Origin of the sequence: Chryseobacterium sp. MYb7 (assembly GCF_002979455.1) — a bacterium.
Taxonomy (GTDB): domain Bacteria; phylum Bacteroidota; class Bacteroidia; order Flavobacteriales; family Weeksellaceae; genus Chryseobacterium.
Genome location: NZ_PCOU01000019.1, coordinates 63,788 through 79,026, shown reverse-complemented (window position 1 = coordinate 79,026; position 15,239 = coordinate 63,788). Strand labels below are relative to the sequence as shown.

The 15,239-nt window shown below is 35.9% G+C and carries 17 protein-coding genes; 4 read left to right on the top strand and 13 right to left on the bottom strand.

Going from position 1 to position 15,239, the window contains the following annotated elements:
- The first annotated feature begins 162 nt into the window (after nt 1-162).
- Nucleotides 163-597 carry a hypothetical protein gene (locus tag CQ046_RS15425; protein WP_105703135.1) on the top strand — a complete coding sequence of 145 codons (435 nt, stop codon included), beginning with the start codon at nt 163-165 and terminating at the stop codon, nt 595-597.
- A gap of 46 nt (nt 598-643) precedes the next feature.
- Here CQ046_RS15425 and CQ046_RS15420 read toward each other — a convergent pair whose 3' ends face one another.
- From CQ046_RS15420 to CQ046_RS15380, 9 genes are all read right to left on the bottom strand, one after another.
- Complete coding sequence (locus CQ046_RS15420) at nt 644-1,279, bottom strand: peptide deformylase (RefSeq protein WP_105703134.1); 636 nt, start codon at nt 1,277-1,279, stop codon at nt 644-646.
- Nucleotides 1,280-1,542: 263 nt separating this feature from the next.
- Entirely contained in the window at nt 1,543-2,415 is an 873-nt protein-coding gene (locus CQ046_RS15415) for a ChaN family lipoprotein (RefSeq protein ID WP_105703133.1), read from the bottom strand.
- Between the two features lie 116 nt (nt 2,416-2,531).
- Nucleotides 2,532-3,560 (bottom strand): hemin-degrading factor, encoded by a 1,029-nt coding sequence (locus tag CQ046_RS15410; protein WP_105703132.1) that lies wholly within the window; start codon nt 3,558-3,560, stop codon nt 2,532-2,534.
- Between the two features lie 4 nt (nt 3,561-3,564).
- Nucleotides 3,565-4,215 carry a class I SAM-dependent methyltransferase gene (locus CQ046_RS15405; protein ID WP_105703131.1) on the bottom strand — a complete coding sequence of 217 codons (651 nt, stop codon included), beginning with the start codon at nt 4,213-4,215 and terminating at the stop codon, nt 3,565-3,567.
- A gap of 2 nt (nt 4,216-4,217) precedes the next feature.
- Complete coding sequence (locus CQ046_RS15400) at nt 4,218-4,991, bottom strand: heme ABC transporter ATP-binding protein (RefSeq protein ID WP_105703130.1); 774 nt, start codon at nt 4,989-4,991, stop codon at nt 4,218-4,220.
- Entirely contained in the window at nt 4,991-6,031 is a 1,041-nt protein-coding gene (locus tag CQ046_RS15395; RefSeq protein WP_105703129.1) for a FecCD family ABC transporter permease, read from the bottom strand. The genes CQ046_RS15400 and CQ046_RS15395 overlap by 1 nt, the downstream gene beginning before the upstream one ends.
- On the bottom strand, nt 6,015-6,893 hold the full coding sequence (locus CQ046_RS15390) for a hemin ABC transporter substrate-binding protein (protein WP_105703128.1): 879 nt from the start codon (nt 6,891-6,893) through the stop codon (nt 6,015-6,017). The genes CQ046_RS15395 and CQ046_RS15390 overlap by 17 nt, the downstream gene beginning before the upstream one ends.
- Nucleotides 6,894-6,914: 21 nt before the next feature.
- Complete coding sequence (locus tag CQ046_RS15385) at nt 6,915-7,997, bottom strand: HmuY family protein (protein ID WP_105703127.1); 1,083 nt, start codon at nt 7,995-7,997, stop codon at nt 6,915-6,917.
- Nucleotides 7,998-8,007: 10 nt separating this feature from the next.
- Nucleotides 8,008-10,143, bottom strand: coding sequence for a TonB-dependent receptor plug domain-containing protein (locus CQ046_RS15380; protein WP_105703126.1), 2,136 nt, complete (start codon nt 10,141-10,143; stop codon nt 8,008-8,010).
- 99 nt (nt 10,144-10,242) lie between these two features.
- On the opposite strand from CQ046_RS15380, the gene CQ046_RS15375 reads away from it, so the two are divergent.
- Both CQ046_RS15375 and CQ046_RS15370 read left to right on the top strand, forming a co-directional pair.
- On the top strand, nt 10,243-11,046 hold the full coding sequence (locus CQ046_RS15375) for a T9SS type A sorting domain-containing protein (protein ID WP_105703125.1): 804 nt from the start codon (nt 10,243-10,245) through the stop codon (nt 11,044-11,046).
- 196 nt (nt 11,047-11,242) lie between these two features.
- The gene (locus CQ046_RS15370; RefSeq protein WP_105703124.1) at nt 11,243-12,535 is read left to right on the top strand and encodes a T9SS type A sorting domain-containing protein; all 1,293 of its coding nucleotides are present in this window, start codon (nt 11,243-11,245) and stop codon (nt 12,533-12,535) included.
- A gap of 83 nt (nt 12,536-12,618) precedes the next feature.
- Here the strand turns inward: CQ046_RS15370 and CQ046_RS15365 are convergent, their stop codons facing one another.
- The 4 genes from CQ046_RS15365 to CQ046_RS15350 form a co-directional block, all read right to left on the bottom strand.
- Complete coding sequence (locus tag CQ046_RS15365; protein WP_047376912.1) at nt 12,619-12,909, bottom strand: putative quinol monooxygenase; 291 nt, start codon at nt 12,907-12,909, stop codon at nt 12,619-12,621.
- 88 nt (nt 12,910-12,997) lie between these two features.
- On the bottom strand, nt 12,998-13,885 hold the full coding sequence (locus tag CQ046_RS15360; RefSeq protein ID WP_105703123.1) for a sulfite exporter TauE/SafE family protein: 888 nt from the start codon (nt 13,883-13,885) through the stop codon (nt 12,998-13,000).
- Nucleotides 13,879-14,064 (bottom strand): hypothetical protein, encoded by a 186-nt coding sequence (locus CQ046_RS15355; protein WP_105703122.1) that lies wholly within the window; start codon nt 14,062-14,064, stop codon nt 13,879-13,881. The genes CQ046_RS15360 and CQ046_RS15355 overlap by 7 nt, the downstream gene beginning before the upstream one ends.
- A gap of 89 nt (nt 14,065-14,153) precedes the next feature.
- The gene (locus tag CQ046_RS15350) at nt 14,154-14,561 is read right to left on the bottom strand and encodes an RrF2 family transcriptional regulator (protein WP_105703121.1); all 408 of its coding nucleotides are present in this window, start codon (nt 14,559-14,561) and stop codon (nt 14,154-14,156) included.
- 162 nt (nt 14,562-14,723) lie between these two features.
- Between CQ046_RS15350 and CQ046_RS15345 the strand changes: the two genes are divergently transcribed.
- A complete protein-coding gene (locus CQ046_RS15345) occupies nt 14,724-15,152 on the top strand; it encodes a DUF4268 domain-containing protein (protein ID WP_105703120.1) in 429 nt (142 codons plus the stop codon).
- The last annotated feature ends 87 nt before the right edge of the window (nt 15,153-15,239 follow it).

Below are 15,239 nucleotides of genomic sequence, written 5' to 3'. Positions count from 1 at the left end.
TTTCAGTATAAACAGCTCCTTTTAATTTTTTCATTATATGATTTAACCACAGATTTCGCAGATGAGCACAGATGATTGAGGATATTTTTTTATATAATGCTTAAGAATTTCATTCATCATTTATCATTCATCATTATCTTAAAAATAGAGTAATTTTACGTAATGGAAATCATTATAGATATTGTATGTCAGGTTTATGCAGGCCAAAAATCAAGAAAGACGATTGATTTGGTTCTGAATACATTTATTCCCGGATATAAAAAATTAAATCTCGATTATACTTACCCAAAACACGATAAAAATTATATTTTCAAAACAGAGGATGAAATGATCAGTTATTTCATTGAAACACGCAATCTTACCCAAACCTTTTACTGGAATAAATATCATGATAATCCAGACAGAATAATGGTAGGTGCCCATATTACTGATGATGATAAACTTATCATGAGTTTAACAGTAGATACTACTGAAGAAAAAAAGAACATGTATTTTAATCAGCTCAAAGAAGTTTTACAATCTGATATTGGAGTAATTACTTATGTAGATCCCGCAGATTATGAAAATGGAGAAGATTTTATTGTAAAATATAGATAGTACTCAATCTTGTCATCATTCATCATTTATAATTCATCATTCCATATTACCTTCTATCTTTATTTACATCGCTTTTCTGATAGGCTTCTACTTTTTTATAAGAATCGTTTTTCTCTTTTTCTTTTTTGTCAGAAATCAGAATTCCGAAAAGATGGTCGATTTCATGCTGGAAAATTACTGCTGTAAAACCTTCTACAATTTCTGAATATTTCTGTCCTTTCAAATCCACATATTCCAATTGAATGACTTTGCTTCTGTAGAACTGATCTCTGAACTCAGGAATAGACAAATCGCCTTCAGGACCAAGATTCTGTAAATCGGAACGCCATACAATTACCGGGTTGATGAAGTATTCCAATGGAGTTCCTTCTTTATCAAAACGCTGTACCCAGATGATCTTTCTGTTGATTCCCACCTGAGGAGCTGCAATGCCTACTCCACCATCTGTTGAAAGGAGAGATTCTTTCATTCTTTTTACCAGAACAGCTGTATTCGGATCAAGAGGATCTGCTTCTGAAGAAATGCTCAGCAACGTTTTATGCTGATTGGAATCCGTTGTCTGATAGATCGGCAATGCGGTGTTTATATCTCCCTGATTGATGATTGAAATTTCATGGGAAGTCAATTTTTGTGCATGGAACAGTCCGATAAAAAAGATCAGCAGGATGGGTAATTTCTTCATGTTTTTTGAATGTGATACAAAGGTAAATATTGTGGAGTAAAAATGATTATTTATAAGTGAATTTTATGTTTTGGCTAAAGCCAATGGAGTTTTGATATAAAAAAACGGGCTTCCTTTGTCTCCGCCCAGGATGATAGCCCGTTTCTATTGAATGCAATGTAAGTTTGATTTTTGTCATTCTGAAAGAAATGCAATGGAGTAAAGAATCTCATAACAAATTAACAGCGAGATTCTTCCATCGTCAGAATGACATTTTTGTAAGATTAAAAAGTCTTCGTCATATCTCCCGGAATAATCAGATTAAAGTCTGTCGGGATATAATCTTTGGATGGTACTTTCAGTTCAGGATCGTCTGATTCAAATACGGAAATAACTGCCATTTTCAGACTAGGATTTTTCTGTTTGATATACCAATAAATTCCACCAAATTCTTTGCTGTGGTAATTTCCGTTGTAATGGATGAAAGTTTTTCCGGCCTGATAGCTTTTCAGAATAGATTCAGCCATCGTAGCATCTTTTGTAGCCTGAGCAGAAATGAAATTCATCACTTTTGTTCCTTCTGCATGATCTCCCATCATCTTTTTCATTTCCGGATATCCCGGAGTATCTAAAGTAACTTTGATAGGCAGCTGTGCAATATAGGTTTTCTCTTTCTCGCTTAATTTATTCAAGGATTCAAGACCTTCTTTTGCCGTCTGAGAGGCATATCTTCTCGGAATATTGGTTGCGATGAAATTCAGTTTTTTATCTTTGGCAAAATCTACCAAAGGTTTGTAATCTGTTGCATAATTGTTCCATAAACGGGCAGAGTCTTTCAATGTTTTAGCATCAAACTTTCCGTTTAAATACTGAGCCAGCTGAGCCTGATTGTCCCTTTCAAACATTTCTGCTCCTAAAATAAGCTGACCGTTCTTTTTTGCAAACAGCGCTTCTGTAATTTTAAGCTGAAGCCAGTGATTGATGGAGCTGTTATGATTTTCACCAAAAAAGATCACATCATAATCCGCCAGTTCTTTTACCAGCTTTTCTGTCTTTACTTCTTTTCCTTTTTTATCATAAAATTGATACGCCTTAAAATCCTGTGCCTTTAATGAACAGAAACCGGCAAGCAGTATCGCTATGAAAATATTCTTCATTTTTTTATATTTAATCACAAATTACACAAATATTCTGGCACCTGCAGATCGCATGCAATAAAAAAGACCGCTTTGAATTTTACAAACAAAACGGTCTCATTCAAATCATCTAATTATTATTTCTCTAATGCTGCTACAAGATCCTTCCACTCCTGAAGTTCAGGAATTCCCGGTTTTCTTTTTCCGAAGAACTGAACGATAAAGTCTCCTTCACTGTTGAATACTTCGATAGCGGTTACTTCTCCGTCTTCAGTTGGTTTTTTAACGATCCATGCTTCTGCAATTTTCGTTACATCAAGGTGTAGGTTGAAATCTGGATCCATTACATTGAACCATTGCTGGTGCCAAAGTGTTTTCTTCACATTTCCTGTGTGGATCTGGATAATTCCTCTGTTTCCAACGAAAACCATGATCGGTGTATTTTTCTCAGAAGCATCTTCAAGGATGTTCACTACTTTTGCATTATCAATTTTCTTAGCAAATCCTTCCGGAGCTAATCTTAATGCCTGAGTTCTGCTTACTCCGTATTTTCTGGTCATCATGAAGAAATCGTGAGTATCTTTCAATTCTGTCCAGGCTTTTTTGAAACCTTCCACATCAATGTCTGAATCTGCTTTTTCAGCCTGTTTTGGAGCTACTGCTTCAAATGCCAATGCCTGATTCTGATCTTCTGCTTTGAATTTTTCTATAATCGCATCGAAAGCAGCTTCATTACTGTCTTTCGTTAAATAAATCTTGTGAAGTGCCAATCCGTCTTTTCCGAAAAACTGAAGGCTCTTTTTGTCACCTTCCAGTACTGCAAAAGCAAATTTCCAGTGGTTAAGGAAAATTCTAAGGTCAATATCTTCACCCACAAAAAGCTGTGCATGCGGGCTGCTGAAGTCTCCGTTCAGATACGTTCCTTTTCTTTCATGAACACACTCATCATTACGGGTAAGAGCCATTACTTTTCCTAATTGCTCAGCTTCTGTAAGGATTCCCTGGAAATCCGGGTTCAGGACAGTAACGCCTTCTCCTATGCTTGTTGCCAATAATTCTGCCTCACTTACTTCTAACTGTGCTGCTGCATTTCTTATTCTGATATGTGGATTTTCTGCTTTCAGAGCTTCCCATTTTTCCTTTAAATCATTAACTAATGTGCTCATTACTTTACTTTTTTATGGTTAAAATTGTATAAATTCTTCGTATTGTTTCGTTTCCTGTTTTACTTTTTATTTCTTCTTCTTTTTCAGAAGTTTTCATTCTTTTAAAGCGGCTTTTGGAGATGAGTTCTTCCATTTCACTGTTGCTGTATAAGGTGAAATCATACTCCGTAAACGGCAGTTTTTCCATGAATTCTCTTTGTCCAAACGTAAGGACGAACGTTCCGTCATCTTTCAAAACTCTGTAAATCTCATTTAGAAATTCTACCGGATTTTCCCAGAAATAGACTGTGTTTACTGTAAATATTTTATCAAAAGATCTACCCCGAAAAGGGAGCTTTTTACCTTCATACAGAACAAAATCTGCCTCGCTTTCAAATTCTTTATTGAGTCTTTTGGCTTCATTGTGCATGGTTTCAGAAATATCAATTCCTGTATATCTGAGGTTTTTGGCAAGACTCATTATACTTTTCAGATGAGCGGCGTTACCGTGTCCTATTTCAAGGATCTGCTGCTCGTCATCAATCACCAATGTTTTGATGCTTTCCAACGTCATGCTGATATTAGTTGCATTCATCATTTCACCAATCTCGATGCCTTTTTCACCCTGAGGATTGGCAAGATTCTGTGCAAGAATTTTGAGTTCGTCTTTTTCCATGGTTATCCAAAAATGATCATTGGGTTATTGGTTATAGGATGTTCGCAAATGGTACAGGGAAAATTATAGGCATTGCTTATATTTTCTGCAGTAAAAACTTCCTGTGGTGTTCCATAGGCGGAAACCTGTCCTGATTTCATTAATAAAATCTTATCTGCAAATTGTGCAGCCAGGTTCAGATCATGCAAAACAACAATAGCACTGTTGGCTTTTTTTGTGAAATTTTTGATGATTTCCAGCGCTTTATACTGATGTTTTATATCTAAATTATTCAAAGGCTCGTCTAGAAAAACGAGTTTGTGGGCAATATCATTTTCAAGCTGAGCCATAACTCTTGAAAGATGTACACGTTGCTTTTCTCCTCCTGAAAGGGTGTTGTATTCTCTTTCTTTCAGGTGAAAAATATCCGTTTCGTACATCATATTATTCATGGCTTCCAGATCTTCTTTTCCGGGCTGGGCATCGAAATATGGATACCTTCCCATCATGATCACATCTTTTACCTCAAGCGGAATATCGTTGCTGTTATGCTGTGAGAACTTTGCTTTGTGCTTTGAAAGTTCTTGTATATTCCATTCTCTGATGGGTTTATCTTTAAACAAGACTTTGTTATGTCCGGATTTTACTTCATCTGCCAATACGCTCAGAAGACTTGACTTCCCTGCTCCGTTGGGTCCCACAATGGCCAAAAATTCACCGTATTCCAGAGAGACATCTACCCCGTCCAGAATTCTGAATTCTTTATGTTTATAATTGATCTGGTGTGCCTTGATCATTACAGTGATTTTTTAAATTTAACCAAAATAGCGATAAAAATAGGGCCTCCCATTAAGGCTGTTAAAATTCCGATCGGCAGCTCTGACGGTTCCACAATACTTCTGCTGAAGGTATCTGCCGTTAATAACAAAATGCTTCCACACATTGCTGATAATGGCAAAATAAATGTGTAATTGGATTTGAATAACAATCTTAAAATATAAGGTACAATAAGACCTACAAAACCAATGGTTCCTGAGAATGCCACACAACTTCCTACCATTAAAGCTACGATGATGATGATCTGCTTTTTCAGTCTTTCCACGTTGATTCCCAGATGCTGCGCATCTTTCTCTCCCAGCATCATTGCATTCAAAGCTTTTCCTTTTGGAAGTAAAATAATATAAGCAATGATCGCAACAACGGCCAGAATGATATTCTTCGTCCATGTAGCGGCTGCCAGACTTCCTAAATTCCAGAAAGTAAGATCTCTTAACTGTTCATCTTTTGAAATATAGATCAAAAATCCGGTGATTGAAAAACCAATAGCGGTTATGGCAACTCCGGTAAGCAACATCATGACTACATTTGTTTTTCCTCCGCTTGTTGAAATTCTGTAAACCAGCATCATTGATAAAAAAGAACCGATAAAAGCCGCTATTCCTACCAGTGAAAATTGTACAGCTTCAGGAAGATATTCTTTGAAATGTCCTCCTAAAACAATCGCAATGGCTGCCAGTAATGTTGCTCCTGATGTAAGTCCTATTAAATCTCCCGTTGCCAGCGGATTCTTGAAAAGTCCCTGAAGACTCGTTCCTGAAACCGACAGCATACTTCCTACTAAAATGGCCATAATAATTCTGGCTGCTCTTACGTCCCAAATCACATATTTATCACTGAGTGATAAACCGGAATTTCCTTTTATAAATTGCCACAGTGCCATGAACGGAGATTTTTCTCCAAAATCATAAACGCCTGTATTAAGTGACAGTACTGCTATAATAGCAAGCAGTACTGCACTAATAATAAGATAAAAGTATAGTTTACTTTGTGCTTTCAATTAAAAGTTTGTTTAATCCTACTGCTGCTTCTCCTACTCTCGGTCCAAAACCTGATACTAAACCTCCGTCCATTGCAATAATCTTTTTGTTTTTACCTGCATTGGTTTGAGATACTCCCGGCATTTTTAATGCTCCTTCATTTCCTCCTGCTCCCTGTAGACCAGTTTCAAAGAAGAATAGTACGTCAGGATTAGCTTTTACTACGGCTTCTGGTGTCAAAGGTTTGAAATCTTCAAAATCAGTGACTGCATTTTCTCCGCCTGCAAGGGTAATCAATGAAGCCATTGGGGTATTTTTACCGCTTACCATCAGCATGTTTCCTCTGGCATAGATGAACAATACTTTTGGTTTTTTAGCAATAGGCTGTACCTGTTTCAAGTCAGCATCAATTTTATCATTTAATTTCTGATAATCTGTATTTCCGATTGTTTTTGCTACCTGTTCGATCAGTTTTTTAGTTCCTTCAACAGTATATTCCTGTTTGAAAACTTCAGTTTTGATCCCGGAAGATTTGATTTTTCCCATTAATTCAGGGTTGATATCTTTATCAGAAGCCAGAATCAATGTAGGATTTACCGCCATGATCGGCTCAATCGTCATGGATCTCATGTGTCCTAAATCTTTAGCAGTAGCTTTCAAAGAGGCAGGGTAAGTACTTGTAACATCTGTTGCTACGATTTCTTTTTCGTGGCCAAGAGCCGCTACAATTTCAGTAATTCCTCCGTTTAATGTTACTATTTTATTGTTGGTTTTTGGTGCTTCAGAAGTAACTTCTGTTGTATTTTCTTTTGTTCCTGCTTCTGCTTTTTTGCAAGAATAGACTGCTACAAGTACAGATGCTGCAAGGATGAATTTTTTCATGATATACTATTATTTGATTATTTATAAAGGTTTGTATTCAAATTGAGGTCTTCCACGTTCTCCAGCCGTATTGGTTATTCTTGTAAATCTTAATTTAAAATAATATCCTTCGGCATCTTTAATCACATAGAATCGGTCACCATATACTTCAAGCCCATTGGCACCTACAGGATTTCTCCAGTTTCCTCCAATCACTCTCTGGTCATTATAAATAAACTTGGAAGGATCAATATCTGAGGTTTTGAAGTTATTGTATGCTTCTACCCCTGATCCTGAAGTTACTTTTACTTCATAAGCACCTACTCCACCTACATTATTCGAAAGCACAAAATCTGCATAGATATAACTTCCCGCTCCGGCAATCAGATTGGTAAATACGGTGAAGCACAGATCCCATTTCTTTTTTTCCGGCTGTATTGTTACCTCACTATTTTTTTCCAGGCTTACAAAATTGTAGTTGTAGGCTGTGTTTTTGGTAATGGTTAATTCTTTATGCTCTGTAGCATTGAGTTCAGCATATTTTATTTTGTAGTTAGCTCCTGATCTTACCACCTGAACTTTCATCCATCCTCTACTATCACCTCCTGTAGTTACTGATCCTGTAGGAACATTTCCTGTAAAGATCTTTCTTCCCATATTAACAAGATAAACGCCATTTTGGGAATCATCAGCTTTGATTTCTTCTATTGCGGTATTGCCTGTAGGGAAATTACCTTTTACGTCATCAATATAGGCTTCATTGGCAGGATTGAAGTTCGCTACCTGAACCTGCTCTTTTAATGCAGTAACACTTGCATCTGTAACCAAATCTATATTGGTTGCATTAGGGATCTTACCTGCCGCCATCATGATAGACGAGTTCAAAACTACTTTAAACGAATTCCCTGTATAGAATGCAAAATCCCAGTCTGTTCTTTTGGTTGTAGCCTCCGTATTGGTACCTAAATCAATCCAAACCTGATTGGGCTGAGTGGCTCCTCCTACATTTGGATTAACAACAGCTCCATCAGATGGTGCTACCATAACAGCATCTTCATTATCATTAATACAAGATTGAGATATAAAAGAAGCTCCTATTAAAAGGGAAAATAGTATTTTTTTCATTTTTAATCCTTTAGAAATTATAATTTAATCTGGCAAAATAGCTTCTGCCATAGAATAGATTCTGTTGATCTGCAGCAGCGTTGTGGCTATTGCCTGACTGTATTGTATTTCTGACAGAGGTGACATCAAAAATATTTTTAACCCCTACACTGATTTCAAAATGATTTTTAAAGAAAGGCTGGCTTACTGTGAAGTTCATCATATTATAATCACCAATTTCTCCAAGCACATATTGTCCCGGATCTTTTGGATCCTGCAGGTTTGTCTTATGGGTATATCGTTTCTGAGCTCCTGTATATTTGTAATAAAGAGCAAATAACGTTTTCGTATAAGGAAATGTATAGTTGGCTGCCAGATTCGCTTCAGCATAAAAATTGTAATCATCCGGTGAAGTAATATTTCCGGTATTAAGAACTTGAGAAACTCCCATTACTGAAACACCTGCATTCAAAGAAAGGTCTCCTTTTCTTACATTTACCCCTCCCCCGAACAATAGAGACTTATAATTATCAACATTTAAATAGGTAATTTGTAGAGGACTATTGTTGACAATTACACTTTCAATCCTGTTTTTTACATCTAAAAACATTCCTGAAGCACTGAAATTAAATTTCCAGTCGTTTGAATTAGCTGTTGCATAATCCCAGAATAAAGATGTTGAATATCCCGTTTCAGGTTTCAGATTTTCATTTCCTCTGATATCATGGTTATTATCTACTACAAAAGTGTATAATTCATCGTAGGTAGGGAATCTGTTTGCAGAACCGAAGACCAAACGGATATCAGATTTTGCAGTGGTTTTAAACCTTAGAGTTGTTGAATAATTATACTGAGAATCGAATTTATCACTCAACGCGAGTCTTACCCCCGGACGCAGGGAAAACCAATTGTTCACATTCCATTCTGCAGATAAGAAATTAGCATAATTGAATATGGAACGCTGAATATCTCTTCCGTTATTGTTGCTTTCAAATGTGGTAGCGCCAGCAAAACCTTTTGTTCTGTCCAGCTCATATCCTAACTGAAAATTAATTTTATCACTGTTCAAAAAGTTACTGAACATCCCTCTGGAATAAAGTACATCAGACTTATAGAAAGTCTGGCTTTCATCTCTTGACAGTTCATGTCTGCTCGGAACATCGTAAGTATAGTGTTGTGACTTCCTTTCCTGTGTCTGATAAGAGAAATCTCCGTTGTAATTGATTCTTCCTATTTTAGTCTGGATATTAAATTGATGAATCCATCTTTTGGTATCATAATCAATATCTTGTGCTGTATAGGTTCTGTTACCTCCTCCAAGGTAAAGTTCACTTACTAACGGATTGTAATAATTGATTTTTTCGGAAAGGAAATTCATTTTATAGTAAAAACTCGTATTATTTTTACTGTAGCGTATCACGCCGTTGGTTGTGATCTGATCTTTAGGCTGCCAGTCATAACCACGCTGTCCGTCATTACTTTCGCTAAAGTATTTATACCCCTGAAGGTTTCCTTTATAACCCTGAAAATCATTATGATTAATATCTGCAGAAACAGACCAGTTGTCATTTATTCTATATCCAACATTTAATGATTGGATGTGGCGGCCATTTCCTTTTTTAAACCAGTCATAATCTTTATTAACTGTTTCTTCCTGCAAAGAAGCCAGAATCGAAACTTTTTTACTATAGCTTTTCTTGGTAATTATATTAATCACACCAGCTAAGGCATTATTACCATATTCTACACCCATGGAACCTTTTACCACCTCAATACGTTCAATATTATTAACGTTAATCTTGGTAAGATCTACCAGATTTCCCATCCCTTCATCACTCACAACAGGAATATTGTCAATAAGAATTTTGGTATAAGCCCCACTCAATCCCATAATATTGGCACTGGAATTTCCTGAGCCTCTGTTCGGTTCTATTAAAATATTCAGATTTTGATTTAAAACTTCGGCAACATTGGTAACAGCCATATTTTTGATTTGCTGTGCATCAATCACCTCTACTTTGTATATTGATTTATTGATTGACTGTTGCATATACTGACCAGTTATCACAACTTCATCAATATTATTTTTATTCAGAGAATCTTTTTGTTGTGCATTCATCCAAAAAGTAATGGACAGTGACAAAACGGTAATCACTTTCTTCTTCATAACTATTGAGAAAAATTTTCAGCAAATATAAAACTTTATTTAGACTCATTAAAAATAATTACATATTTTTGTATAATAATTCTAAATAAAAATAAAGTTATGACACTAAGATTACTTATTGGAGGTTTAATGCTTACAGCATTTGGTATGAATGCACAGATGAATAGCATTAATGAAAACTTTGATTCTTTTGCGAATGCCGGAGATGGATCTCTACCTCAGAATGGATGGACTACTCAAATTTCTGTTACAGATGCCAGCGTAGCACCCAGACTTTCTGTTGAAGCTCCCGGAGCTGCAGACAAATACATCCAGGCATACTCTCTGTTCTCACCGAATACACCCTTTTATTTAGTATCTCCTCAGATTGCTGCCCCAACCGGAGGTCAGACATTATCTATTACAACATTAAGAATTGGAGGAGCTCCAGGTTCAGGAAGTGTTGAAATGGGTCTTGTAGTAAGTCCTACTGACATGTCCACTTTTACTTCATTAGGAAGCCCTGTTCCGATGACGAATGGTACGGCTGTAGTGACTACTATAAATGTACCTGCTTCAGCATATCAATACATTGCATTTAAATTTTCGGCAACAGCCAACCACCAGGCTTTGAGATTAGACAATGTAGTTCTTACTCCCGCAGGCTCATTAGGCGTTAATGACACTTCAAAGTCAGCAGAAAATATAAAGTTTACAACGACTTCAGATGATACAGCATTGCAGTTTATCAGCAAAAAAGATCCTAAGAATATCCAGATTTATTCTGCAGCTGGTCAAAAAGCAGCTGAAGGAAAACTGAACGGACAAAGATTTGATATCAGCGCACTTCATACAGGAGTGTATTTCATGAATATTGAAACTGCAGAAGGAAAATTGATCCAATCAAAATTCATCAAGAAATAAGGTTTATTAGACTATTATCAGCCTTTATAAAGCCGGCGGGATTACTTCCTTCCGGCTTTTTCGTGCTCTTATTTTACCGTTTTAAACCTACAATTAAAATAAAAACACGATAAAAATCATGTTTTTATTTAGACTGATTAAAAATAATTATATACTTTTGTGGAACCATTCTAAATAAGGATTTAAAAAATAGATTATGAAAACAAAACTATTATTGGCTTCAGTATTGGCAATGTCAGTTCAGCAGACTGTTTTAGCACAAACTGATGCACAGGGATACTCACAGGTAAATATGACAATGGGGAGCGGATACCAAAACAGAGTGTTCGTAAACCTTGCAGATGGTAATATGGTTTCTCAACCTGCCAATAGCTGGGATATTGCTTTTTATAGAAACTCACCTTATACAGCCGGAACAAGAATAAATGATGCAAAAGATATAGAGGTATATACTGCTTCTACAAACCTTGCAGACTGGGATAATATTAATATCAGCAACCTCTCTTCATGGGGAGCACCACTTTACAACCCGGATCAAACGACTGACTGGAGCCAGGGAGCCTTTGAACAGGGACCTGTGACCTCTACAAACCCAAATATTCCTTCAACGGGATGGGGAATTTACAACCCTGTAAATCACCATATTGAAGGAAAAGCTATTTTTGTTTTGAAATACGCTTCAGGAACTTATGTTAAGTTTGCAATTGAAGATGCTTTCGCCGGATATACCTTCAAATATTCAAAATGGAACGGTACTGCATGGGGAGCTACAGAAACAAGAACCGTTGCTAATGGAACAGATGATTCTTATTTTAATTATTTCTCATTTGATACCGGAGCAAAAGTTCCTAGTCTGGAACCATCAAGAACTGCATGGGATTTCATATTTACTAAATATTATACATTCTATATGGGGGTACAGATGTATCCACTTTCCGGAGCAATCCAGAGCCCAAACATTAAAGTAGCAATGGTACAGCCGGAAACTCAAGGAACGGCAACTTCTACCATTCCTGCCACGACAAGTTTTTCATCAGCTATTACAACAGTTGGACATTCATGGAAAGGCATAGGAACTGTTAAAAGTGATGTTGTATACTACGTTAAAAAAGGAAACGATTACTACAGAATGTACTTCACTACAAATGGTGGTGCCACTACGGGAAATATGTATTTCAAATACAAAAAGATTACGGAAACTCTTGGAATTACTGAAGTAAGTAAAAAAGCTTCTTTCGGTATTTATCCAAACCCGGCGACAGCTGATAAAAAAGTGACTGTTCTTTTTGATGTTAAAGAAAAATCAGGGAACAAAGGAAGTGTGGAAGTGTATGATCTTACCGGCAAAAAAGTATATTCTAAGGAACTTACTAATCAGGCAGGATTCTACAAACAGGACCTTAACCTTTCTACCCTTGCTTCAGGGAATTACCTTGTAAAAATTACTTACGGTGGCCATTCGGAGACGAAAAAGCTTATCGTGAAATAAATATTTTTATTTTAATACTTTCTATTTTTTCTAATAAAAAGGCGGTTTCAAACTATTGAAACCGCCTTTTATTCTTTTAAATTTTAATATATCTTAAATCCTTTGTACACCTCTGCAGAGCTTTCCATGATTTTGGAAGCGTCTTTACGGAAATCCAAAAGATGATCCTGACCATTATGCCTGTTGTGGTGTTCCACACTTTCCCAAAGCTCGATCAGGAAGAATGTGCCTTTGTTATCTTTATCTTCAATAAGATCATACTGCAGGCAGCCTTCTTCTTTTCTTGTTTCTTTCACAAGGTTCTGAAACAGCTCTACGGCATCCATCAGATAATTTTCATTAAACTTAAAAAGTGCAATGATATGTAAATTCATGTTCTAATATTTAGTGATGTAAAAGTAAAATATTTTCAAAACCGAATATCTTTTTAAGCTCTTTATCTTTCAATACAATGCATAATTTTTAATTAAAAACTGATTTATAAATAGTTATAGAACTCATCACAATCACCAATGTTCCGATAATCACAAACATTTTCTTTACAGGAAGTTTAGCCGTAAGCATTGCAGAAAAAGGAGCGGTAATAATTCCACCTATTAAAAGACCAAGAATAATGTTCCAGTGCTGGATTCCCAGAGTAAAGAAAAAGGTAACAGCAGCGGTAATGGTAAGGATAAATTTTGCTACAGTAGAACTTCCTACAGCAAATCTTGGAGTAAAAGCATTTTTAATCAGGGTTCCGGTAACCAAAGGCCCCCATCCTCCACCGGCAAAAGAGTCTATAAAACCTCCTATCACTCCCAGCCTTGTCAGATTGGTTTTTCTTTTTAGGGCCTTGCTTTGTTTTTCTTTAAAAGCATTAGACAGGATTTGAATTCCGAGGTATAAAGTATAAAAAGCAATTAATGTTTTGGTGATTTTCGCATAATATTCTCCCAGATAGGTCAGAGATACAGCTCCGATAACAGCTCCGATTACCGCAGGAATGGCTAGTTTTTTTACCAGACTTTTGCTTACATTTTTCAATTTGATGTGGCTGAGACTTCCGGCAGCAGTCGTAAAACTTTCCGCAGAATGAATACTTGCACTTACAATATGTGGAGGAATATTCAGAAGCAAGAGTGTGGTAGTACAGATAACACCATACCCCATTCCCATTGATCCTGCCACAATTTCAGCAAAAACACCTACCAGAAGCATCCAGTAAAAAATGTAATTATCTTTTGCCAAAATATTCAGAAGTTCATCCAGATATCCCAGTTCATACATTGAAAAAACTGAAATGAATATAACGGCAGCTGTCACAAAAAGGACATTAAGCCTTATTTGAATTTTTCTTGAAATCACCATATCACAGAATCTTTTTCTTCATTAACAAGCGCTTCTACTATAAAAACAGCTGACTGCGTATCTTTCTCCGAACTGTAAATGGTTTTCTTTCCGTATAAAGTGGATGCAACAGCTGAATTTGCTGTTATTATAGAATCTGTAAACTTTTGTATTTGGTTTGCTTCTTCTTTTGAAATCATAATTTATTCATTTGAAGTATTGCAAATATCTGATAAAAATATTTATCCTACAAAATAAGTAGACTAATAATTCAAAAAAAAGGATCAGGTCAGTCGACCAGATCCATTAAAGTTTTACTTTCCAGAATATTCAGTGAAGCATCCCGAACCTCTATCAGCACATCGTGAAGCCCGCAGTGATCTTCATTGCAGTCATCACATTTTTCATAGAAATTAAGGCTTACACATGGAAGCATGGCAATAGGACCATTCACGAGGCGAATGATCTTGGCCAATGTCACATTTTCAGGATTTTCTTTGAGAAAATATCCTCCACCCTTTCCTTTTTTACTATCAAGGATTTCCGCTTTTTTCAGTTCAAGCAGGATATTTTCCAAAAACTTTAAAGGAATCTTTTTGTGTTCCGCGATTTCAGAAATAAGAATCGGGCCATCATTTCTTTTTTCAACAAGATATGACAGCGCCTTAAAAGCATATTGAGATTTTTTTGAAAGCATTACAGCAAAAATAAGAAAATTGTTTAATATTTGAAAAAAGACAATTTTTGCCAATTCATTCCTCTGTCTTTTCGGTTTTTATCTTATCTGTCTTATCCGTAATTTTACGGTTTTTACTACTACATTTTTGCCTTTCTCCTATTAAATCGTTATGTTTGCGATATGTTCAGTAAACAAGAGGCGCAGCAATTAAAAAAAGAATTTTGGACTGCTTTTGGAAGATCATTTCCCAGAAAATGGATTCTTTATGATACCAAAATCAAGGATATGTCATTTAAATTTTCTGCGGACAACAAAAAAGCGGAAGTTTCTCTGGATATCGAAATGAAAGACGAAATTTTCCGAAATGCCTACTACGAAAAGATCTGGTCCCTGGAAGATATTTTAAAAGATTTCATTGGAGATTTTCAAAAAGAAGAATATTTCACGCTGGAAAACGGCAAGATTATCAGCAGAATATGGATCCAAAAACATGGAGTTTCAATTTTTAATAAAAATACCTGGCAAGAAATTTTTGAGTTTTTTGTGGACAAAATGGACGGTTTCGAGAGGTTTTATTACGAATATGAGGATTTTATAAAGGATATATAGAATACTTGCGAAATAAATACTGTTTTATACTTCATCTTAATATAAAAAAAGAAAACTTATCTTTGCTCCACCACTTAAACTAATAGA